The organism is Acidaminococcus hominis (assembly GCF_022484025.1).
Lineage (GTDB): Bacteria > Bacillota > Negativicutes > Acidaminococcales > Acidaminococcaceae > Acidaminococcus > Acidaminococcus hominis.
Genome location: NZ_JAKVMG010000001.1, coordinates 1,875,537 through 1,898,873 on the forward strand (window position 1 = coordinate 1,875,537; position 23,337 = coordinate 1,898,873).

General features: G+C 49.1%; 20 protein-coding genes and 2 pseudogenes. 4 read left to right on the forward strand and 18 right to left on the reverse strand.

Annotated features, from left to right (window positions below):
• Positions 1-1,224 carry a Zn-dependent hydrolase gene (locus tag LKE88_RS08455; RefSeq protein WP_276803349.1) on the forward strand — a complete coding sequence of 408 codons (1,224 nt, stop codon included), beginning with the start codon at positions 1-3 and terminating at the stop codon, positions 1,222-1,224.
• 82 nt (positions 1,225-1,306) lie between these two features.
• Here the strand turns inward: LKE88_RS08455 and LKE88_RS08460 are convergent.
• A pseudogene (locus LKE88_RS08460) lies at positions 1,307-2,195 on the reverse strand (sodium/glutamate symporter); the annotation flags it as partial.
• A 137-nt stretch (positions 2,196-2,332) separates the two neighbouring features.
• Between LKE88_RS08460 and istA the strand changes: the two are divergent.
• Both istA and LKE88_RS08470 read left to right on the forward strand, forming a co-directional pair.
• Positions 2,333-3,889 carry an IS21 family transposase gene (gene istA, locus LKE88_RS08465; protein WP_105326918.1) on the forward strand — a complete coding sequence of 519 codons (1,557 nt, stop codon included), beginning with the start codon at positions 2,333-2,335 and terminating at the stop codon, positions 3,887-3,889.
• Entirely contained in the window at positions 3,886-4,371 is a 486-nt protein-coding gene (locus LKE88_RS08470) for an ATP-binding protein (protein ID WP_276803353.1), read from the forward strand. Before istA ends, LKE88_RS08470 begins: the two co-directional genes overlap by 4 nt.
• A gap of 28 nt (positions 4,372-4,399) precedes the next feature.
• On the opposite strand, the gene LKE88_RS08475 is transcribed toward LKE88_RS08470, so the two are convergent.
• The gene (locus LKE88_RS08475) at positions 4,400-5,476 is read right to left on the reverse strand and encodes an IS30 family transposase (protein ID WP_231087115.1); all 1,077 of its coding nucleotides are present in this window, start codon (positions 5,474-5,476) and stop codon (positions 4,400-4,402) included.
• Positions 5,477-5,569: 93 nt separating this feature from the next.
• On the opposite strand from LKE88_RS08475, the gene LKE88_RS13190 reads away from it, so the two are divergent.
• Positions 5,570-5,881 (forward strand): ATP-binding protein, encoded by a 312-nt coding sequence (locus tag LKE88_RS13190; protein WP_423767620.1) that lies wholly within the window; start codon positions 5,570-5,572, stop codon positions 5,879-5,881.
• Between the two features lie 172 nt (positions 5,882-6,053).
• Here LKE88_RS13190 and LKE88_RS08480 read toward each other — a convergent pair.
• The 16 genes and pseudogenes from LKE88_RS08480 to LKE88_RS08555 form a co-directional block, all read right to left on the reverse strand.
• A pseudogene (locus tag LKE88_RS08480) lies at positions 6,054-6,431 on the reverse strand (sodium/glutamate symporter); the annotation flags it as partial.
• Between the two features lie 284 nt (positions 6,432-6,715).
• Positions 6,716-7,456 carry a cyclase family protein gene (locus LKE88_RS08485; RefSeq protein ID WP_231086347.1) on the reverse strand — a complete coding sequence of 247 codons (741 nt, stop codon included), beginning with the start codon at positions 7,454-7,456 and terminating at the stop codon, positions 6,716-6,718.
• A gap of 240 nt (positions 7,457-7,696) precedes the next feature.
• Complete coding sequence (locus LKE88_RS08490) at positions 7,697-9,016, reverse strand: CitMHS family transporter (RefSeq protein ID WP_118286792.1); 1,320 nt, start codon at positions 9,014-9,016, stop codon at positions 7,697-7,699.
• Between the two features lie 363 nt (positions 9,017-9,379).
• The gene (larC, locus tag LKE88_RS08495; RefSeq protein ID WP_276803356.1) at positions 9,380-10,699 is read right to left on the reverse strand and encodes a nickel pincer cofactor biosynthesis protein LarC; all 1,320 of its coding nucleotides are present in this window, start codon (positions 10,697-10,699) and stop codon (positions 9,380-9,382) included.
• On the reverse strand, positions 10,696-11,448 hold the full coding sequence (gene larB, locus LKE88_RS08500; RefSeq protein ID WP_276803358.1) for a nickel pincer cofactor biosynthesis protein LarB: 753 nt from the start codon (positions 11,446-11,448) through the stop codon (positions 10,696-10,698). The genes larC and larB overlap by 4 nt, the downstream gene beginning before the upstream one ends.
• Positions 11,441-12,190: an ATP-dependent sacrificial sulfur transferase LarE gene (larE, locus tag LKE88_RS08505; protein WP_276803360.1), complete on the reverse strand. Its 750-nt coding sequence runs from the start codon at positions 12,188-12,190 to the stop codon at positions 11,441-11,443. Before larE ends, larB begins: the two co-directional genes overlap by 8 nt.
• 66 nt (positions 12,191-12,256) lie before the next feature.
• Positions 12,257-12,568, reverse strand: a complete 312-nt coding sequence (locus tag LKE88_RS08510; RefSeq protein WP_270440713.1) for a hypothetical protein — start codon at positions 12,566-12,568, stop codon at positions 12,257-12,259.
• 3 nt (positions 12,569-12,571) lie between these two features.
• Positions 12,572-12,988, reverse strand: a complete 417-nt coding sequence (locus LKE88_RS08515; protein WP_276803362.1) for a hypothetical protein — start codon at positions 12,986-12,988, stop codon at positions 12,572-12,574.
• A 235-nt stretch (positions 12,989-13,223) separates the two neighbouring features.
• Positions 13,224-13,628: a DUF3842 family protein gene (locus LKE88_RS08520; protein ID WP_270440709.1), complete on the reverse strand. Its 405-nt coding sequence runs from the start codon at positions 13,626-13,628 to the stop codon at positions 13,224-13,226.
• Between the two features lie 117 nt (positions 13,629-13,745).
• Entirely contained in the window at positions 13,746-14,702 is a 957-nt protein-coding gene (locus LKE88_RS08525; RefSeq protein ID WP_270440706.1) for a LysR family transcriptional regulator, read from the reverse strand.
• A 78-nt stretch (positions 14,703-14,780) separates the two neighbouring features.
• Entirely contained in the window at positions 14,781-16,070 is a 1,290-nt protein-coding gene (locus tag LKE88_RS08530; RefSeq protein WP_270440703.1) for a TRAP transporter large permease, read from the reverse strand.
• Positions 16,067-16,564, reverse strand: a complete 498-nt coding sequence (locus tag LKE88_RS08535) for a TRAP transporter small permease (RefSeq protein ID WP_270440701.1) — start codon at positions 16,562-16,564, stop codon at positions 16,067-16,069. The genes LKE88_RS08530 and LKE88_RS08535 overlap by 4 nt, the downstream gene beginning before the upstream one ends.
• 26 nt (positions 16,565-16,590) lie before the next feature.
• Positions 16,591-17,619 (reverse strand): TRAP transporter substrate-binding protein, encoded by a 1,029-nt coding sequence (locus LKE88_RS08540; RefSeq protein ID WP_270440698.1) that lies wholly within the window; start codon positions 17,617-17,619, stop codon positions 16,591-16,593.
• A 12-nt stretch (positions 17,620-17,631) separates the two neighbouring features.
• Positions 17,632-18,489 (reverse strand): DUF6282 family protein, encoded by an 858-nt coding sequence (locus LKE88_RS08545; protein WP_270440697.1) that lies wholly within the window; start codon positions 18,487-18,489, stop codon positions 17,632-17,634.
• A gap of 630 nt (positions 18,490-19,119) precedes the next feature.
• Positions 19,120-19,530, reverse strand: coding sequence for a (deoxy)nucleoside triphosphate pyrophosphohydrolase (locus tag LKE88_RS08550; RefSeq protein ID WP_276803366.1), 411 nt, complete (start codon positions 19,528-19,530; stop codon positions 19,120-19,122).
• Positions 19,531-19,539: 9 nt separating this feature from the next.
• Complete coding sequence (locus LKE88_RS08555) at positions 19,540-22,758, reverse strand: DEAD/DEAH box helicase (RefSeq protein ID WP_231086940.1); 3,219 nt, start codon at positions 22,756-22,758, stop codon at positions 19,540-19,542.
• Positions 22,759-23,337 lie beyond the last annotated feature (579 nt).

Sequence of the window (23,337 nt, forward strand, 5' to 3'; positions counted from 1 at the left end):
ATGCTTTCTTTAGAAAAAATCTGGGAGGACCTGTTCTTCCCCCTTTCTCACTTTGGCTACACAGAAGGAAAAGGCACTACCCGTCTATCCTGGTCTCCAGCCTTTCAGGAGGCGCAAGCGTATCTAATGGATTATGCCCAAAAGATTGGTCTTACTGCCGTTCAGGATGCCTGCGGAAACCTATTTCTGACTGTCCCTGGCACCCAGGACCTGCCCCCCGTCTACACAGGTTCACACCTAGACACCGTACCCCAAGGCGGCAAATATGATGGTGCCTTGGGCATTACCGTTCCCCTGGCTATCGCCAACTATTGGCATCAGCTTGGCTATCGCCCAGTTCGGCCGCTTTGCATCATCGCCTTTGCCGAAGAAGAGGGAACCCGTTTTGGTAAGGTATGCTTTGGCAGTCAAGCTCTTACTGGCAAGCTGAAAGGCCTGGACCCAACAGCCTTGATGACTCGAGAAGGCCAAAACCTGCCTGAACTTCTTCAAGCTTCCGGGCTTACTGGCAATCCCTTCACACCCCATTTCCCGCCTGGGAAATGCTTTTTGGAACTTCATATTGAGCAAGGCAACGCTTTGGAAACTGCGGGTTTTCCCTTGGGTATTGTCTCTGCCATTGTAGGCATCCGGCATTTCACCCTTACTTTTACAGGTAAAGCCAACCATGCCGGAACCACCTCTATGGATTTACGGCACGACGCTTTAGCCGCGGCGTCCTCCTTTATCACCCATGTGTATAACAGTGCGCTAGCCTCTCAACGGCAGTATGTAGCCACAGTAGGCCATATCAAAGTAGAACCTGATGCCAACAACGTAGTTCCTGGCAAAGCTGAGATTTCTCTGGAAATCCGCAGCGAAACAGATACTCTGATGGATTCCGTTTTGGCTGGGTTTCAGGAATTTTTGGACCATACAGCTCAAAAATATGGTGTTGCCTATGAAATTGCCAAGTTGGATCAAATTCCGCCTCTGCCAATGGATGCAAGCCTCAAGGATCTCATTGCTGAAGAAGCTCAAGCCCAGAATATTCCCTACCAAGTGCAGCCCAGTTGGGCCGGCCATGATGCGATGATTCTAGGCCACGAACTGCCTACAGCCATGTTCTTCGTTCCTAGTAAAGGCGGCATCAGCCATTCCCCGGAGGAATTTACTCCGTCCCACGACATTGGCCAAGCCGCTCAGGTTCTGGAAAAAGTACTGCGTCGCGTCAGTGCAGAATAAGAAAAATCCCATTGTTATGAGATTGAATTATATCTCATAACAATGGGATTTCTATTTAGTTTTCATACACCCAACATTTCTCTTATTTCGCCTGCACAAAGAACTTAATAAAGGCGATGGTCTGGGGCTGGTAGATGATATCTACCAGAAAGGCGCCAACAATGGGCACAATCATAAAAGCTTTCCGGCTCATGCCGTATTTTTCCTTTACGGCGGTCATGTTCACAATGGCAGAGGGGGTGGCGCCCAAGCCGTGCCCCATTAGTCCTGCACACATAACGGCTGCATCGTAGTTGCTGCCCAGCACCCGGAAGATGATGAAGTAGCAGGCTGCGGCCAGGAAGATGACCTGTGCAGTCACAATCAGCAGTACGCCGCCCAGAAGGCCTGCCAGTTCCCACAGTTTCAGGGTCATCAGGGCAATGGCCAGGTAGTAGTTCAGCATGACGTCCCCAATAGAGTCCACCAGGGAGAAGCTGAAATTGTAGAAATGGAAGCTTTCGTTCAGGTTACGCAGGATTACTGCGGTGAACATGGCACCCACATAGGTGGGGAAGCTCATATTGATCAGCTTGCCGATCCAGCCGGAAATCATTGTGCCAATGGCCATACACACCACAATGGCGGTAACATTTTTGATGATATCCAAAGAGGACAGTTTTTCCTTTTGGTCGGCATTGACGTTCAGAACGTCCGTATCAAAGTTCTCGGATTCGTCGGGTTTTAATTGGTACTTTTCAATCAGGGCCCTAGCCAAAGGACCGCCTACCAGCACGGCAGAAATCAGCCCAAAGGTCGCTGCTGCCATCCCCACTTCCATAGCTACAGGATAACCCATTTCTACGAAGGTCTTGCCATACGCGCCAGCAGCCCCGTGACCGCCAATCATGGAAATGGCACTGGCCAGAAGTGCATAGGGAGCTTCAATCCCCACCAGCTTGCTAAATGAATATACCGATACGATTTTGCCATGTGCACGGACTTTTTTTACCACTCTGCCGCAGTTATTTGACCATCCTTCCGGAAGTATTTGCCACCCTGCTCAATAACTCTCATACTGAAGATAGCACACGGTTCTCGTGTGACTTTAGTATAAGGGGGTCCTCATATGACGGATTACCGAAAGATTCTTATGCTGCGAAGCAAGGGGTGCACTCAACGCGGGATAGCTTTAACCAAAGTTGCTTCTCGCCCAACCATCAGTGCAGTCTACAAGGCTGCAGACCAACAAGGCATTAGCTGGCCGCTGGATTCCAGCATCACTAATGCTGAATTGGAAACAATATTATTCCCAAGAAAGAGCATGACCAAAGTTTTTTATGTTGAACCAGACTATCCCTACATCCATCGGGAACTAGCAAAATCTGGTGTAACGATGACGCTTCTATGGGAAGAATATTGCAGACAGTGCTACGAGACTGGCAAAACGCCTTATATGAGTACACAATTTGCAGAGAAATACCGAAAATGGGCTCGGGTAACCAAAGCTACCATGCGTATTCAGCATAAACCTGGCGATGCCATGCAGGTCGACTGGGCTGGGGATACTCTTCCCGTATATGACCCGGTAACCGGCAGTACAAGCCCAGCGTATCTCTTTATTGCCACCTTGCCGTGCAGTTATTATACCTATGCAGAAGCCTGCGACGATATGAAAACTGAGAACTGGCTGAACTGCCATATCCACGCCTTCAAGTTTTATGGTGGTGTTCCTCGGCTTCTAATTCCTGACAATTGCAAAACTGCAACCACGTCTAATACTAAGTATGAAACAATCCTAAACCACAGTTACCAGGAATTGGCTGAACATTATGGTACGGCAATTGTACCAGCCCGTGTGCGCAGGCCTAAGGATAAAAGCTCCGCAGAAGCTTCTGTGCGTTTTGCTGAAACCTGGATTCTTGCTGCCTTACGTTCAAGGAAATTCTTTTCCCTTCATGAAATGAATGAGGCTATTGCGGAAAAACTTAAAGAAATGAACGACCGCCCCTTTAAGCAGATGGCAGGCTCCCGCTACAGTGCCTATATGGAAGAAGAAAAGCAATATATGCTTCCTCTGCCACCTACAGATTTTGAGGCTGCTGTTTGGTCGGTAGCCAAAGTTCCCAATGATTATCTTATTTCAGATGGCAAGAACAAATATTCAGTCCCTTACAACTTGATTGGCGAAAAGGTAGACATTCGGGTGACAAAGACTACTGTAGAAGTATTCTTCCACGGCAGCCGTGTTGCCAGCCACCGTCGTTTGCGGACCGTCCAGAGAGATCCGCTGGTAAACCTAGAGCACATGCCCCTTGCACACCAAAGGTACCTGACCTACAATACGGATGATTTCACTCGTTGGGCAACGACTGTTGGTCCCATGACAGAAAAGACTGTGCAGTATTTCCTTACCAGCGGAAAGGCCCCAGAACAGGGCTACAAAGCCTGCTCCAGCCTTAGGAAATTGGAAGAACGTTACGGGAAAGTACGGCTTGAAAACGCTTGTGGACGTATTTTCGCCTACAAGGCCACTCCGTCCGTCCGTAACGTCAGCAGCATTTTAAAAAATGACCAAGATAAACCTGTTAAAAACGCTCCGCAGAAAAAGCCAGCCGCAGCAAACAACTACGGAATTACACGCGGTGCCTCGTATTTCAGTAAGGATAGAGGTGGCCGCCAATGATAGACCAGGAAACCGTAGAGATGCTTAGGAAGATGAGAATGACCGCTATGGCGGATGAATTATCCCACCAATTACAAGACTCAACCTTTAATGAGCTTGGCTTTGAGGAACGATTAGGACTGATGGTGACTGCCGAATGGAACCGACGCCAAACGAATACAGTACAGCGACTCATTAAGAATGCAAATTTTTCTGCCCCAGCTGCCGCAGTAGAAGAAATTGAGTACTACGAAGATAGAAAGTTGGATAAAGCACAGATTTTACGCCTATCCAGCTGCAAATTTGTAGACGAGGGACACCATATTATTCTGGAAGGAGCTTCTGGCAATGGTAAAACCTACATTGCCTGTGCTCTTGGTAACGCTGCCTGCCGACGATTCAAGAAAGTACGATATATTCGTATGCCAGAATTGCTGGATGAGTTGAATATTGCCCGAAGCGGCGGTGAATTAAAGAAATGCCTGTCCAATTACAAAAGGTAAATTGCAAGTTGAATTTGAACAACTATAATCAAGAAACACACTCAATAGCATAAACTTCATCGAGGAATGCATCAAATAGCTCTGACGGCGTATGGTAGCCCAAAACACGACGTGGGCGCTGGTTCAGCCTATCTGCCATGTTCAGGATATCCTCATCAGAGAACCGCTCTATGGACATGCCCTTTGGGATGAAATCCCTCAGCAAGCCATTGTGGCGTTCGTTTTGAGCCCGCTCCCACGAGCTGTACGAATGTGTAAAGTACATCTTGGTGCCGAGACTCTCGAACTGTGACAAGTTCTCAAACTCAGGACCGTTATCGGCCGTCATCGTCTTAAAAATCTGGCTGAAGCGCTCTGCGCCATATAGCTCCTGCAACTGTGCAAGAGCGGATTCAACGCCGGCACAGGTACGTCCAGGAATGCGGATGGCGATGTAGTTGCGCGTAACCTTTTCAACAGCAGTGAAGACTACTGCCTCACGGCCTGCACGCTGACCAACGACCGTGTCCACTTCCCAGTGGCCAATTTCGGTACCTTCATTGACGACGGCAGGACGTTCCTCAATGGAGCGACCCTTCATACGCTTGTTCTTACGTACCCATTTCCGCCGGTGTTTATGCTTTAAGGCTCGCGGGACTTCGAAGAGCGACAGCGGAAGCTTATTAGCCCAAAGCATGTTGTAGAGCGTCTTGGTACAGGGAATCTGTTCCGGCGTAAATAGCTTGTTCCGCCTAGCATAGCCAACGCAGGCATCCAGTGACCAACGTTCCTGGCGGACTTGTTCTACCATCCATTGGATGAACGATTCGCAGTCGTCATGATCGATTTTGCAAGTCTTCCTGGAGTTCTTGCGATTCTTTGCGTATGCCTTCTGACCGCGCTTTGCCATATACTGTGGGGCACGACCGTGCTTGCTTTTTCGTTCCGGCGTTCCACGCCGAAGCTCATAGAAAACAGTCGTATGAGCACATCCTACTGCAGCAGCAATGTTGCGAAGGGAAAGCCCTTGACGATGCAGAGCTTGAATCATGCCACGTTCTTCCAAAGAAAGATGGCGGCCGGGTATACGTACGTCCTCAATTGTGTTAGAATGGATGTGATCCATAGTGATTGCTCCTTTGTTGATGATTTCTCGCAAAACCATTTTAACATGAAGCTTCACTATGGATTTTTGTTTTTTGATTAACTGTTCAAATTCATTTTACAACTAACCTCCAATTACAAAAAGGTTGATTTGCTCATTTTGGATGAATGGCTTATACGCCCCCTAACACCGCAGGAAAGTTATGATCTATTAGAAATTGTAGAAACTCGTTGCCAACGTTCTATGATTTTCTGCACCCAGTACAGCACAGATGGCTGGTATACCAGGATTGATTCGAACCCCGAATCTGCAAGCCCTGTGTCTGATGCTATTATGGACCGCATTATCCATAACTCATACGTAATTATGGTTGAAGGCCGTATCTCAATGAGAGAACGGTATGGCCTGAAAGCAACTCAAAGCTAAAGCTTATCTATACTTTAAAGAAAACTAAATAACCAGCTCTGCCGGCTCAACCATCCGGCAGAGCTTTTGGCTGAATCTCTTAATGGCCTACTAGTGCGGTGGGGTGGTAAAAGAATTCCGAGAAGGTGGTAAAAAAAGTCCGTGCAGACGGTAAACTTACACCGATTTATGCACTAAAGCCAATTCCGATGATATTCTGGAAAATGGAAACAATTCCCGCTACCAGCCAATAGACGATCAGCAAGAAGCCGCCTTTCTTCAAAAGGGTCAGGCTGGCACCCAAGCCTACGGTGGTGAAGAAGGCCAACATGAAGGGACTCATGTAGTAAGTGTCAAACTTGAAGGCAAAAGCCCCTGTCTGATGCCCAAAAAACGTGACGAACATAAACAGGAAGCCGCCCACTACAGGTGCGGGAATACAATACTTGCGCAGCGCAGCAATGTTGTTTTTGACCCAATACCCGATTAGAAGCATAATTGCCGCCAGCGCGGTGGTGAAAATTGCATCGGTCTTGATGGTAAGCACATTTTTGATCATTTCAATTGACATAGCCATCCCCCTTTTCCTGGTCCTTTTTTCAATTTTGTCACATTTATACAGGGATGTCAATTTACTGCTGTCAAAGCAGTGTTTTTTTTCAATGCACAGTTGTATTTGCTAAAAAAGCAACAATCTAGAGTTATACTTGTTCCAAAATAGCAAACCTGACCTAACTCATCGTTAACCAAACTTTCAGTCCCCATTGCTGCCAACACTGCTTTTCTGCACAAAGAAGGACTTGTGAATCCCCTCTCAGCATGGGACACAAGTCCTTTTCCGCTATGGATTTTTTCTTATTGCAGTGCCAAAAGTCTTACCCAAACGCCAGTGCCGCCCTTCACATTGGCAAAGGTGCCTACGGTATAGCAGCGAGTTCCCTTAATGGACTCCAGATTGCAGACATTTTCCAATACTGGAATTTCGTGGCTCAGCAGAACTTTATGGGAATTGGGGGCCGGACCATCGGGAGAAATGCTTTCCGTTCCTACAAAGCGAACCTTTTTGCTCACCAGGTATTCAGCGGCTTCCGGAGATACGGTGGTATAGCCGTTTTTGATATAGGCATCATAGCCTTTGCTCCAATTGGCATCATGGCCGGTATGGAACAGAACGGCATCGCCTGGTTTAATTTTTCCATTTTTCTTTTCCCAGGTAATGATGTCTTCCTTGGAAATCACATAGGCACCGGGATGGCCGGTTTTGATGATAACAGCTGGTCCCATGAGAACATCGGCCTTCCAACCTTCGATGGCATGTTTGGTATTGTCGATGTGAAACGGGGCATCCATATGGGTTCCTGTGTGGGGGCAATAGCTGATGGTTTCCAGATTATAATCGCTTTTTTGTCCCACCCGGGAAAAGAATTTCATGGAAGGCTGGGTCAGGGATGGATCAGCCGGCATTTGATTTTCCACGATTTCATGGGACAGGTCCACCACCTTGTCATACTGGAGCTTGGCCATTTCTGCATTGGACGGGCATAGCAGAGTCCCCAAGGATAGCCCTGCTGCGCATAACAACCATGATGCTTTCATACAATCATCTCCTATGCATATTTTTCTGGTTTATTTGATTATTATCCCATGGTGAGACTTCTCCTGTCCAATGTATATTCTTGCAAGAATTGATGAATTATATTTATTGATGCATCTTTATAAATGGTATGTACCCACATACAAAAAAGGCGATTCTTGCGAATCGCCCTTTCTATCTACGCATTTTCGATTTTTCCTTATAGGAACTCTCACAGTTCAGCCTGAAGGAAACGTCTCTTTTTAGATGTGAACAATACCCAGTACGGTTGCACAGGCCAGGGTAATCCAGCTGAGGATCCACAGGTACGGGGTGCAGAACTTCAAATGTTCTTTGATGGACACGCCGGTGAGACCAATCAGCAGGAAGGTGGTGGCGTTGTGGGGGGTAACCAGAATGGTGAAGTCCTTACCAATCAGCATAGCCATGGCAATGTCATGGGCACTGGCCGCGAAGCGTTCGCCCATGCTGAGAACCAGCGGCATGAAGCCGAAGAAGAAGGAGTCGGTGCCCAACAGCATGCCGATAGGACCGGACAGTGCGCCGATAACGATGGGCAGGTGAGCGCCTACTGCCTGGGGCATCAGGGCTACCAGGATGTTGGCAATGGAGGTCAGCATTTTAGTGCCATTCAGGATACCCAGGAAGATACCGGTGGTCAGCAGGATCATGGGGGTGGACAGGGCTGCAGCAGCATGGGAGGAAACGGCTTTCAGCTGTGCCTGGCCGCCTTTAAAGTTCACAGCCAGTACCAGAGCCAGGCCGATCATGAAAGCGCCGTACAGAGGAATCTTGGTCAGGCACATCAGCAGGATAACGCCAATGGTAACCAGAGCGTTGAACCAGATCAGTTTCGGACGCTTCAGGGCAGCTCTATCCGCAGCATTGCCGCTTTCATCCATTTCTTCGGACAGTTCAGCAGCTTTGCCGGTAGGATTCAGGCCAGCACCGCGTTTCTTTTCCATAATACCCAGGTAGGCGGCAAAAGCCAGAACCAGCACAATACCTACGCCCTGCAGGGGCAGCAGTTCTTGCCACAGTGCGTTTACGTCCGTGTTGGTAACGATAGCCGTACGGGCCGTAGGACCGCCCCAGGGAACCAGGTTCATGATACTGATGGCTGCGGAGATGATGCAGCCCAGCACTACCGGGCGGATATGCAGCTTCTTATACAGAGGCAGCATAGCGGGAACGGTGATCAGCATGGTGCCGGCAGTGGTGCCGTCCAAGTGGGCTACGGTAGCGATAACGCCGGTAGCAACGGTGATCAGCACAATGTTGCTGCCAGCCCGTTTTACCAGGAATTTGATCAGAGGATCAAACAAGCCCACGTCGTTCATAATACCGAAGTATACAATGGAGAACAGGAACAGCACAGCCGTGGACATGGTGGTGCCAACGCCCTTTTTCAGGAACTCGAAGATGGCCTCAGGAGCAAAGCCGCAAAGCAGGGCTGCCACAATAGGCACAACAACGAAGATAACCATAGCGTTGGCCTTGCCGGAAATCAGCAAGTACACAATCAAGAAAATCATTAACAAACCAACAATACCGAGAAACATGATTTTACCGCCTTTCGAACAGAGTACAAACTAAAACCTATGAGAGCTCGAACCTTTGTTACTGTAATTTTAGAACCTTCTGTCAAAGAGTACAAAGACGGATAAAGTTATACCTGCAATAAAAAAGAGTTATTGGAAAATTAGTTGCAATTTTGTATCCAGTGAAACAGGAAGGAATCATTTCCTAGAACTTTATTATACTACCCTATGCGGACTTTTCCGGCAATTTGTCCACAAATCCCTGGAACCCGCGCCCTCTGGCCCTTCCGGCCCCCAATTTTTACTAAAAATTTGCCGCAAAAAATAATAAAAATGGCTTTTGGGTTTATGGATAAAGCCCAAAAGCCATTACATTTTAGAATTTTACTTTTTCCCCAGCCGTTCCCTTACCTGCGCCAAACTCAGGTTCTGCTCCCTGGCAATCCGGGCCAGGTCTTCATACTCCACCTTTTCCCGGGTGACGCCATAGCCGGAAGCGGTTTTCACGTGTACCGGGCCAAACTCCGTAGGCTCCGTGCGAATGCTCCGTTCCAGGGTATACCGGCGGCTGGTGGTTTCCCGAATGCCCAGGGTGGTAGTGTGCCGGAACAGCAGCTGCACCAGCTTTTCCTTGTCTTTTTCCTGGCACATGACGGACAGCAGCACCCCCGGCCGGGATTTTTTCATTTGGATGGGGGTGGTGTAGACCTCCACCGCCCCAGCCGCAAAGAACTGTTCCTGGGCAAAACCCAGGGCTTCGGCGGTCATATCGTCCAGGTTGCATTGGAGTTCCACAATCTGGTCCCCGGCGTTTTCCGTTTCTCCCAGCAGCACCCGGACGCAGTTGGCGGCAGGGAAGTCCTTCTTCCCCATACCATAGCCAATGGCAGTGGTTTTCATCACAGGCATAGAGCCAAAACAGGTGGCAAAATGCTTCAGGAGGGCGGCCCCCGTAGGGGTGCACAGTTCTCCCTGGATACTGCCGCCGTACATGGGCACGTCTCGGAGAATCCAGGCCGTAGCCGGAGCCGGCACGGGCAAAATCCCATGGGCACAGCGGACCTGGCCGCTGCCCACGTGAATGGGGGAAACGATGACCTGTTCCGGAGCCAGCTTGGCCATCAGCAGGCACACGGCGGTAATATCCGCCACAGCGTCCAGGGTTCCCACTTCGTGGAAGTGAATCTGGGTCACGGGAATGCCATGGGTATGGCTTTCCGCTTCCGCAATCAGCTGGTACACCGCCAGGACGTCCTGTTTCACCCCTTCCGGTAGCTGAAGAGCCCCTACGATTTGGGCAATGTCCGCCAGGCTGCTGTGGTGATGGGTGTGAGCATGGTCGTGATGGTGCTCGTGGTCATGGTCATGGCCGTGATGGTGCTCGTGGTGGTGGTCATGCTCATGGTCGTGATGATGCTCATGGTCGTGGTCATGGTGGTGCTCGTGTTCAGGCTCCTGGTCGTGGTGGTGCGCCTCACCGGGCCAGTCTTCCGATTCTTCTTCCACCCCGTCCACCTTGACGGTGACGCGGGTGCCGCAGATGCCGCACTTGGCCGCGGCTTCCTTCTGTATCGTAACCTTGGGAATCCCCAGGCTATTCATTTCCTCAATAAAGCTGTCCGGATCCGGCAGCAGTTCCAAAAGGGCCGCCGTCAGCATATCCCCGGCGGCGCCCATGCCGCAGTCGATATAGATTGTCTTCATCGTTTCGCCTCCATATGGTTGATGCGGCTGGCCAGAAACCCAGCCCCAAAGCCGTTGTCGATATTCACCACGGATACCCCGCTGGCGCAGGAATTCAGCATGGACAAAAGTGCCGACAGCCCGTGGAAGGACGCGCCGTAGCCCACACTGGTGGGCACTGCAATCACCGGACAGTCTGCCAGACCGCCAATGACACTGGCCAGGGCCCCTTCCATGCCTGCCAGGGCAATAATCACACTGGCATCCATGATCTCGTCCAAATGGGCCAGCAGCCGGTGGAGGCCAGCCACCCCCACGTCGTACAGCCGGGTGACCTGGTTGCCCAGCACCTCCGCCGTGAGAGCCGCTTCTTCCGCCACCGGAATGTCGCTGGTGCCGCCCGTAGCCACCACAATGGTTCCCAGGCCGCTGGGCTGGGGCAGCTCCCCGATAATGCCCACCCGGGCGTCCGCATGGTAGTCCAGCTGCACCTGCCGGCCAAGGGTTTCCGCCGCCTCCGGGGAAAGCCGGGTAATCAGGATGGGGTCCCCGCTCCGCTGCTGCAGCACCTGGACAATGGCCACCATCTGCTCCGCCGTTTTTCCGGCGCCGTAAATCACTTCTGCCGCCCCCTGGCGCAGTTTCCGGTGAAGATCCACCTTGGCAAAGCCAATATCTGCAAAGGGTGCTTCCTTTAGTTTTAGTTCCGCCTCTGCCACAGAAACTCGGCCGTCCCGAACCTCCTGGAGCAGTTTCCGTACGTCACTCATGCCGGGCCTCCAGGTCCAGCAGCACGTCCGTGTACAGGGTCTTCAGCTGCTTCACAATGGCCTGCCGGTGCGCCAAAAGTTTTTCCAGCTGGTTCGCCGGCAGCTGGAGCTTGGCCGTATTCCCCAGACTCCGCACCCGAAAATCTGTAAACCCCAGGGAGAACAGGTAGTTTTCCGCCTGTTCCGTCCGGGCCAGCTTTTCCGCCGTAATGGTCTCCCCAGTAGGAATCCGGGTGGCCAGGCAGGCGTAGGAAGGTTTGTCCCAGGTAAAGAGCCCGGCAGCCTTGGACCGCTTCCGGATTTCCGTCTTGGTGAGCCCGCACAGCCGCAGAGGGGACAGCACGGACAGCTCCTGCAAAGCCTTCATCCCCGGCCGGTCCGCCGCATCGTCGGAGGCATTGGTGCCGTCTAGCAGCGTGGTGTACCCATCCTGGGCCGCCTGTTTGCCAATGCCCGTGAAGATGACCTGCTTGCAGTAGTAGCAGCGGTTTCTCGGATTGGCCACGACCGTTTCATTTGCCAGCACATTCGCCTGCATAATGGTCAGCTTGGCTCCCACCTGTTTCGCTAGTTTTTGCGCATCTTCCAGCTCAAACTGGGGCTGGAAAGCGGATTTTACGTAATAGGCATGGACATCTGCCCCATTTTGCAGGGCAGCGTACAGCAGATAGGAAGAATCCACCCCGCCGGAAAACGCCAGGGCCACCTTGGGATGGTCCTTAAAAAATTCAGCCAGTTCCATGTTTCACCTCATAAGATAGATAGCAAAGCGGGCAGCCATGCCTTTGGCACAGCCGCCCCACAAGATTTATTTTTTCAAAAGTGACGCCCGAACTACGCCCTTGGGGTCTTTCACCAAGAGCCGCACCAGCCAGATGACCAGGCCCAGGGCCACCACCGACAGCCCCAAAAAGCTGTCGTTAAGCATGGCCTCCGGTGCCGGGGTAAAATACCCTGCACCTTCCTCCAGATACCCAAAAATAGCGTCCCCCAGCCACATGATGGAAGCGCCCCAGTACAGCCAGCACAGGGTGCTCACCTGCATGTCATCCTGAGGTGCCTGCCGGTACCAGACCACCGTGCTGATAATAGCCGCAATCACCGTAAGCAGCAGCGTCATAGCTTACTCCTTGACCGTTACCAGCTCCGCCTTGGGAGCCCGGCGTTCCAGCACGCGGCTGACCAGCAGCATCCCGCACCAGACCAAAGTAATCAGTGCCGCCATAGTGACGCCCACCGTCGCCATTTCCTTCAGCATTTCCGCTGTGCTGGCCGGATCACTGGCCGCCGTCAGGAACGGGAACCAGGGCACCACTTCCCCGTGCCAAACATGTTCAAAAGCCAGCAGGGCGGAGCCGCCCCAGAGCATTTTATTTAGCCAGCCCAGTTTCTTGGAAAAGGGCACCGTTTCTACCGCTGCAAAATGCTGGCCGTCAGTAACCACCTTTACTTCTTCCTGGGTTTCTTCTTTTCTTTTTGCCAAATGCGTCAGTGCCGTGGTTACCACAGCTTCTGCCATCGGAACAATAAAACATGCCATAATAAAAGCCTCCCCTAACTAAAAATCTGCTTGGCCGCCTGGGAGCATCGCCCCCAAAGACAGAAAAAGGCATACAGCTTCTCGTCTGAAAAGCCGCATGCCTTCTTAGCATACAAATCATAGAAATTCCAACTGCTGCACAGCAGGACACTTCTGCGTCCCATCCCCAGCTTCCTGCTGGAGAATACATAAAAATTATACCGCAAGCCTTGGTATTCGTCAACTTTTGGTTACACTACTGCAAGGCTTTAATCTGCTCTACGGCACTTTGAATCAGATGGGCAGGCGAAAAATCCGTCACCCCCACAATCACATTGTCACAGTGGTTGAAAGGAATCAGCACCCGCACCGCCTGACTCTGGCCCACCGCCCGGGCCATAACAGGCGTAATCTCCCCGTAGAGCGAATCCGCGATCACAATCCCCAAGGGACCCGCAATCACGTCCGCCTTCCGGCAGCCCACCACCACCGCATTTTCCCCGGTGGCCGCAATATCCGCTCCCGCCTTCAGCATGGCCCCAGTGGCCGCACTGTTGGTGCCCACCGCCGTTACCTCCGCTTCCGGAAGCTCCCGCTTGAGCGCATTCACCAACTGTCGGCCAATCCCGCCCCCTTGGGCGTCAATCACCAGTATCTTCACGCCAATCCCTCCTGGCTGCTAAAATCGTATAAAAACTTGCTAGTCCTATTATACCTGCACAGGAGAGCGGAAACAACGAGGGACACAGAAATGTGCGGGAAGAAATAAAATCATCTTTCAAGCATTAATAGCAGCTTTCTCCATTGTTTCCACTTTCTCTTCTACCAAGTCAATAAAACATTGTACATAAGGCGGATAAATGACATGTTTATGAGTCACCAAGTCTATGCGCAATTTTTCATATAAGCCTTCCAATGAAAACATATGCAACCGTTCTTCTTTAGAGCAGTTTTGATTATACCGTTTAGCATATCCGAGAAGCATCCGCGGACAAAGTGCTGCACATTCTCCTGTAGTGCAAATTCCCAACTGAGTTTCACTATCACTGATGTTGAATTTAACCTTCAATTTTACATTTTGCGAATTTAGAAATTCTCGAATTACATGATTCACTTTACCAGTTTGGAAATTCGGCAGTACAAAAGGAACCTCCGCAAATTTCCGTAAATCTACATTTTTTTCGTGTATCAGATTCTGATAATCCGTTAAATACTGTTTCATCAGTTTTTCTGACACTACAAGCATGATTTCGTCACCTGCCACAGTATGGATTTCAAAGCTGTCATCGGGGGTTGTATTGACACCGATAAAAATATCAATGGCACCTTTACGCAACCGTTCTTCCAAAATCTGAGTATCTTCTTCATCAAACGAAATATTGACTAAAGGAAATTGCCGAGAAAACTCTGGAAGTACCAAAGGCAGAATAACAGGAGCTCGAGAAGTACTGATTCCCACCTTAAAATTACCCACAGTTCCTGCTGCATATTGCCCCAGCAGGCGATCCATATTATTTTCCATAATTCGGATGTTTTGTAGATTATCCAGCAGTATTTTCCCTTCCTCCGTCAGGGTAAATTCGGGCTTGCGATGAAACAATTTCAGGCCATAATGCTCTTCCAATCGACGGATATGGTCACTAGCAGCCTGCTGGGTAATGAACAGCCGTTTTGCCGCTTTCGTAATGCTCATCTCCTCACATACTGTTAGAAAAACCTCATAGCCCATTTTCATTCCATCACAATCCTTTCTCTTTCCTAGAAATACAAACAGCCATTCTGTAAAGAATGGCCGCTTGCAAGCTTATTGAAATTAGAATTTGAATCCCAACATTGCCGGGAGCCAGGTAATAATACCGGGAGCATAGGCAAAAACAAACAGCAGAACAATTTCTACCATTAGAAAAGGTACAGTACCCCGAACAACCTGTTTGAAGTTCAATCCTGAAATGGAGATGGCTGTAAACAGATTATAACCAAAAGGAGGTGTTACAAAACCTACTACCAAGCAGATGCAAAACAGCATACCAACATGCAGGGGATTGCAACCTAACTTTATACCTACCGGAATCAGAATAGGAGCCAAAATCAATGTAGCTGCAATATTATCCATCAAACATCCTACAATCAGCAGGATAATGACCAAAGCAAACAGGTAGAGGTTCCTATCTCCTCCTACCATATTAATGAACGCATTGGAAATCACTACGCCCACTTGGCTCTTAGAGATAACCCAAGAGAATAACGATGCTGCGGCTATAATAAAGTTTACCATGGTTGAGGTTTTTAAGGAAGAAATCAAAATTCTTGGAAGATCTCTTATTTTCAATTCACCCAAGGCAAAGCCCAAAACCAAGGCATAAACAATACCGATGGCAGCAGATTCAGTAGGCGTAAAGATACCACCGTAGATTCCTCCTAAAATCAATACGGGCAATCCCAAAGCCCCCAGTGCTTTCCAGAACATCTTCAAGCTGTATTTGAAGTCAAACTTGATACTTCCTGCAAATTTCAATACTTCAGGATTTCTGTAAGCAAAGATTACGTTTACCAGAGCCAATGCTCCAGCAATAACCAAACCCGGGACTACGCCCGCCACAAACATCGCCGGAATGGACAGATTCATCGTTACTCCATATATAATCATAGGAATACTGGGCGGAATAATAGGGCCTAAAGCACCGGCTGAAGCCACTAACCCAGCACTTGTTTCCCTAGAATAGCCAGACTTCAACATAGCCGGCATCATAATGGAGCCAATGGCTGCTACCGTTGCCGGACCAGATCCAGTAAGTGCTGCAAAAATAGCACAGCTAAATACAGTTACTACGCCCAGGCCACCAGGCATCCATCCCAAAAGACTCTTGGCCCAGTCAGTTAATCTGCGGGAAATGCCTCCAAAATCCATAAGGTTCCCAACCAAGATGAACAGAGGTACTGCCAACAAGGTAAAAGAGTTCAAACCATAAACCATCCTTTGAGCCAGCACAGCAATATTAGTATCTGTAATAGCTAAATATGCTACACCGGAGCTCATGATAGCAAATGCTACCGGAACACCCACTAGCATGAGCCCAAACAAGACAACAAATACAGTAATCATTGCAGCTCTCCCCCTTCCTCATTCTTAGCCGAAACAATGACTGCAATTTTTGCCACAGCCTGTAGAACCAACAGCAACCCGCCAACAAACACGGATGAGTTAATGCACCACATGGGCACAGAGAGCGCCGTACTCAGATTAGTTCTTGAAGCATATGCCAGATATAAACCTGCATAAGTCATCAAAATGCCGTCAAATAAAATTACACATTCAATAAAAATATCAACGACTTTTCTTGTACCACCATGCAACAAGTCCAAAATAGCGGTCACCGTTGCATGTCCACTATCACCAATCAACAAGGAAGCTCCAATCATATGCATCCAGATAAAGGCATACCTTGCTAATTCCTCAGTCCAAGATAAAGAATGATTCAATACAAACCGAAAAAACACCTGCGTTACACACGCTACGATCAGCACCACAAAACAAACAGCCCCAATACGGCTGACAACCAAATTCACATCATCTGAAAATTTCTGTAACGTTTCCATAATATCACCCCTTTGTTTTACCAGTCTTAAGAAATTCCAACCAAGTTTTCCAGTCTCTTTACCCAATCTCCCCCGATATAGGATTCCATATCGTCATAACATTTTTTGGCCACATTTCTAAAGGCTTTGCTATCCACCTCTTTTTCAGGAATAACAGTCATGCCCTTATCCGTCAAATCTTTTTCCATCCGGCCAGCAGAATCATCATTATTCTTACGGGCAGCAGCTGCTGCATAAACGGCTGCATCCTTCAATACCTTTTGGTCCTCAGAGGAAAGGCCTTCATAGACTTTGGTTGATACACAGACAGGCAACGGAGAATAGAACAAGTTCACATTATCGATATACTTGCAAATATCCGGGAACCCATTGGTATAAAGCACACTAAGTGGTGCGTCACAGCCATCTACCGTTCCTTGCTGGAGAGCTGTCAGAAGTTCACCCCAGGCCATAGGAGTGGCGTTTACGCCCAGTGCTGCATAAGCCGTCAAATACGTTTTTGTTTCCATGCAGCGGATTTTTAATCCAACTAAATCTTCTGGTTTTCGGATAGCTTTGTCCCGGGTACAAAGTTGGCGAAAGCCACCTTCTGAAAAAGCTAACCCTGTAACCCCGGTGTTTTTCATATTATCCAGCAATGCGTTGCCATATTCCCCGTCCAAAATTGTTCTTGCCTGCTTCACATCGCTAAAGATAAACGGTAAATCCAAAGCTCCGTTGGCACGAACATAAGAAGAAACATATGCATTGGTCAAAACTGCCGCGTCACAAGTCCCAATCTGCATACCTTCCCACATTTCCGGTTCACTGCCTAACTGACTGCTGGGATATTCATGAACAATAATTCGACCATTGGTATGTTCTTCCACATATTTTTTAAATGCTTCTGCCGTAATATGATATGGGTCATCCGGATTTGCTGCAGTGGTGTAACCGATACCAATCGTAATCGGCCCATCCTTTTTCTCCTTTTGTCCAAACATTCCACATCCAGTAAAAGCAGTCAGACATGCTGTTGCTATAGCCGCAAATAAAACCTTCTTCATTTTCATCATTTTCCCCTCCAATCAGCTCACTATCATTTTCGGTACAGTATGGGTCATCGTAAAAATTTCGCCCATGGTAAAGTTCTGTTTCAACAACTCCTTAATAAAATTCCCATATTCTTCTACTGGAGATGGAGCATTGCGCTGTCCACGATCGGTGGCAATATATACTCGAGATACCCCCACCGTACGAATATTCCTTGCCATTTCTTCTGGCGTAACAGCTTTTTGTACAATATTGAACCAGTTCTTCTCTACCAATACGCCCAAATCTGCCAATTTTTTCTGAGTTTCTCCGTCAATTTTAGTCCTATTAAATTCTGGATGAGTCAAAATCATAGGTACTTGACGTGCTCTTCCCTCTTTGCACAGAATAATAGATTCTTGAGGACTGATATGTCCCGTAGCAAGATAGGCATTATGTTCACGCACAATGTCCATAATCTCAAAGACTACTTTTTTAAGTTTTCCATCTTCACCAATGACAGATATACCTGGCCGCTTAAAAAAGTCTCCGCTCATATTCCCAAAATTCAAACTATTCAAAGCATCCCTTGTGGGCATCCAGATGACTTTTGCCCCTGCTCTCAGGGCATTCTCTACCGCATAGGGATTCAGTCCCCCATTAGGCCAATTTAAGGCCAAACCACCATATGCTTGTGTTCTGCACCCGCTGTACTTGTTAATCAAAGATGCACGCAGTGCCGTTGGTTCATAGTGGCTTTTTAGTAATATTCCTGCCATTCCTCTCCTGTCCGCATCCCGAATCACTTCAAGTCCATCTTGAAGACGTGGAAAAACAGATGGCAAGGAGTGGACGTGCAGGTCATAAGCACCCGCCTGTAGGCTTGCAGCCTCTTCATTTAAAAGTTCGTCCATTTTACATTCTCCCAGACTATCAAACATGTTTTCTGTTCTCAAAGTTCAGGGACCGGTCCAGATCTCTTTGGATATAAATACTGTAGCACGAATTTATTGCAAGCAAAAACAAGAATAATCAGACATTGCACAAGAAAAAACTTGTGCAATGTCTGATTAAAAAGAGAGTCCCAGTAAAAAAACTTCAATTTTTTATCTCCGAAATTTTACTGATGTCTTATATTTTATTTTTTTAATCTACTTATATATTTATATTACGCTTTTTAGCACTACTTTTTATTCATATAGTTAAATTATTTGTATCATCGTATTAGTAATTTTCCATATACACCTTGAACATCACCTGATAGGACCATTTCAGATACCTTAGCACTAAGCCCTTAGCAAGTTCTAATTCCTTTTGCTCTAAGGCATCCAACAGTTCCAGGTGCTGCCGTGTACTTTCTGCAAAGGTATCCTGCGTTTGTTTAACCGTTGGTCAATGCCAAAAAGTCATTTTCCCGCATGATTGCTACACCTATGAAGGAACTAACCTTCCTAACAGGCAAGAGTTCTTTTATGCTTTAACTCTACGCATTCTTACACGGAACCGCAAGACTCAAAATCTTCATCGAACCGATTTCCCGCTCACTACTTGCTGCCCTTCACAACCTTTTCCACCCAGTCCACCACAATTTCATCCGCCGGCAGCCAATTCACAGTATGCAGCTGTTCCCGGGTAAGCCACTGCGCCGCCAGATGTTCCAGCAGGGTCAATTTCCCTGCGTTAACCTGGCAGAGATAACAGGCCATGGACAGGTGGAAAGTAGGGTAATCATATTCCACCGTACCCAAATACGGTCCTACGGCAATGTCCGTTTCCAGTTCTTCCCGGATTTCCCGGCGCAGGGCTGCTTCTGGGGTTTCTCCGGTCTCCACCTTGCCGCCGGGGAATTCCCACTGGCCTTTGAATTCTCCATAGCCTCGTTCGGTGGCAAAGATTTTTATGGGCTGCTCCAGATTATCGGCGATTACCGCCGCCACAACACGAATTGTTTTCATAGCTTCTCCTTATTGGGCCAAAAGTTTTCCGGTCTGCCGAATGAGCTTGGCCGGAATGGGCCGCTCCAGACGCCAAATAATGTTCATGGGGCTGCTGCCCTGGTGGCTCCGGTATTCGGCTTTGCCCAGGTAGACAAAGGGGGCCGTGCCGGTCTGGTCTTCGTTGTATTCCCGGACAAAAAGAAGAATCTTGGAGCCCAGGGCTTTGTGATGGATGTACCGCTGGCCCGTTTTTGACGTTTCAGAAGTGGTACTCTGGCTTTGCCAGTGGAACAGGTGCTCGTTGATGGAGTAGTCCGCATACATGGTGGTAGGGGAATAATCCTTATCCGCCTTGTTCAGGGTATTGATAAAGAAGTCCAGTTTCCGGTCAGGCAGATAGCAGACCCCCTGGCGCATGGACTTGACCTTATCCGCATGGCCCAGGGCCACCAAAATCTGGTCCTTGGTGTAATGGCAGTGGAGGTCCAGCGGGCAAACAAAACCCAGGTCAACGCTCTCGTCCACAAAATCCAGGTGGTCCAGGTTGTATTGCAGGATATCGCAAATTTCCCGGCACAGGGTTGGATTCTGCTTAATAGAAGCCATATCACCGTCCAGATTGCCATAATCATGCGGATTCTTGGTACTGGTGGAAGTCCAGATGGTGTACTGGAACATTTGCAGCAGCAGGCGGCGCTCTGCCCCTTGGGCGGCCCCTTCCACAGCAGCCTCAGGGGAAAGCTCCGAGAGGAGAGTCTTAATCCATCTTCGGGAATCAATGGCACAGATCTTAGCTAGGGCTTTGGTCAGTTCCTGCTCCAGAGGCTCCTGGAAGTTCTCCCCTTTGTCCGCTTTCACGCAAAGTCTATAGAAGCCAGCCGCGTTGTCTCCGGCAGTTTCCTTTTTGGTATAAAAGTCCTTGATATCCATATCATAGTAGGTCAGGAAATTGTCCAAGGTCAGCGGTCTGCCGCTGTCTTCTGCAAAGGTGCTGATTCTTTGGATCAGTTTGCCCTGCACCCCCAGGGACGCGTTGATATTGGACAGAATATGTTCAGTGGCTTTTTTCTCCAAGTGGATATAGCAGCCGCGGGGAACGGAGACAAAGCCCTTTTTGATTTCTTCGGAAAGGCTTCCGTGATTTCCGTCCATCAGGGCCATAAATTTCTTTTCAAAGTCGTACTTCTTGTTGGCCTGGCCGATGAAATCCAAAACCGTAAGGCATTCTTTGCCTTCACTGAGACGCAGCCCGCGCCCCAGCTGCTGGAGGAAAATGGTCAGAGATTCCGTGGGCCGCAGGAACAGGATGGTGTTGACTTCTTTGATGTCCACACCTTCGTTGTACAGATCCACTACGAATATAAATTTCACCTGCCCGGAAACCAGCTTCTGCTCTGCCCTTGTCCGTTCCGCATAGGGAGTATCACTGGTGAGATACATGGCGGGCACCCCATGGTCATTGAAAAATTCCGACATATATTGGGCATGGGCTTTGGACACACAGAACCCCAGACCAATCACGTCGTTCCAATCGGTCACGTACCGATTGGTTTCCGCCAAAATCCAATCCGCTCTTTTCTTGGCACCATACTGCTCCATGGAATATACGTTGGACAGTTCGCCAGCATCGTAGCCGCCCCGGGTCCAGCGAACTTGGCTCAGGTCGGTGGTATCATTCACCCCAAAGTACTGGAAAGGACAAAGCAGTTTCCGGTCGATGGCGTCGGGCAGACGAATTTCTACCGCAATACGGCCGTCAAAGTATGACAGAACGCTTTTGCCATCCATACGTTCCGGCGTAGCAGTCATACCAAGCAGGATTTTCGGCTCGTAGTAACTCAGCAGCTCTTGGTAAGAAGGCGCAGCCGCATGGTGGAATTCATCGATGATAATGAAATCATAATAGTGCTTGTCCGGTACACGCTTGGTAAAATCCTTGGACTGGAAACTTTGAATAGAAACAAACAGCTGGTCAATGGTTTCCGGCTGGTTTTCCCGTCCTACCAGAAGACTGCCAAAAGTAGGGTCCCGCATAACGCTGCGGAAGGTCGCCAGGCTCTGCTGCAGCAATTCTTCCCGGTGGGCCACAAACAGCAGTCTGGGCTTTCTGTCCTGCCTAAACTGCTGACAGAAACGCCGAAAGTCGAGAGCTGCCACCACGGTCTTCCCCGTTCCGGTAGCTGCCACCAACAGGTTCTTATAGCGCTGATGGATTTCCCGTTCTGCCTGCAATTTATCCAAAATGGCCTGTTGATAGGGATACGGCTGGACTTCCAGAATATACGGATTCGTGCCCTGCTCGGGGTATTTGGCCTTGTCCTTATTCCGTTCCCGATAAATGGCTTCTTGCAGTTTCTCTTTATCTTTTTCCTGATAGGTCTCAAATTCACTGGAATTCCAGTAGCTTTCAAACGTGGCTTTCATTTTTTCCATGGTAGGGGGCTGATCCTGGGAAGTGATCTTGATATTCCACTCCAGACCGCTGGAAACAGCAGCCCGTGAAAGATTGGACGAACCAATATACGCCGTGGAAAATCCACTTTCCCGGTAAAACATATAGGACTTGGCGTGAAGCCGGGTCCGCTCTGTATCATAGGAAACTTTGATTTCCGTATGGCTGAGCTTGGAAAGCTCTTCGATGGCCTTCACATCCGTAGCCCCCATATAGGAGGTGGTAATAATGCGCAGCTTGCCGCCTCGGTCAGTAAACTTCTTTAACGGTTCAAGAATGAGCCGAAGCCCACTCCATTTCACAAAAGAAACCAATAGGTCAATCCGGTCCGCAGACTCAATTTCCTTTTCCAGTTCCACATACATGGGCGGCTCATGATCTGCCCCCGTGAAAAGCGAACTCTGGGCCAAAGACGTACTGGGCCGCGGGAAACTGCCCCGTTTTTGGAACGCAAAAGCCGAATTCTTTGTGTTCACCACGGATAACAGCTGATCCACCTTTTTCTCAGACGTCAGCGGCAGCAAATTTTCCCGGTCTGCCCCGCCAATGGCCTCCAGCAGCTGGTTGACCAGCCGAACCTGTTCCTCTTCCGCTTCTTCCTTAGTGGCCGACTCCGCCACTGCCGTAAGCTGCTTTTCCACCAGCTTTGCCACATAATCTGCCAAGACCCTGGCAGACTCTGCCGCATCCACAGCCCCCGTTTCCACCCGCTGCTCCTCAGCCTTTCTGGCCTCTAGAATCTTTTTCTGCAGCTTCTGATTAATCAGCTGCTCATAAAGCCCCTGCTTCAACATTCCAAACACCCAACCTTCCCCAATGAGCTTTTTTGCATTGCTGCTTTTATTATAGCAGCTTAGGCGAAAGTGAAAACAGCACTGGTAAATAATCCGCTCTTTCTGAAATTCCACCCCAACCCGTGCAGAGGACTCGGCCATTGCTAAAAGTCCGCTGACCGTACGACCAAAAATCCGTTACAGAGTTTTCTACAGCAAAAATTCATCCTGCCCCTAATTTCGCAGGCAGGATGAATTTTCCGTGGTTGAGCTACCGTCCTTCATGCACTAGCCCCAAAAGGGGACAAGCGTTTCCCGTAGGGGAAAATGGCACTGTAGGTGCCCATAGGGGCAATATGGTTCTGCCCACTTTGCGGGCCCGGTCACCTCCCATTCCCGTGGACCGCACGACCATTTATAAGCTCCTCCCTTTATACGGTCACATCCAAGAGCTTGAAAAACTTTCAAGCTCTTGGATGTGACCTATGTGATAGCTGTCCGTGAGCCGAACCCGCAGAGTGAAGGAGAGCGGAGCACGGCGAACCACTGGGGGGAGCTGGCAGCCGCAGGCTGACTGAGCGGGGATTCCCGGCACCACAT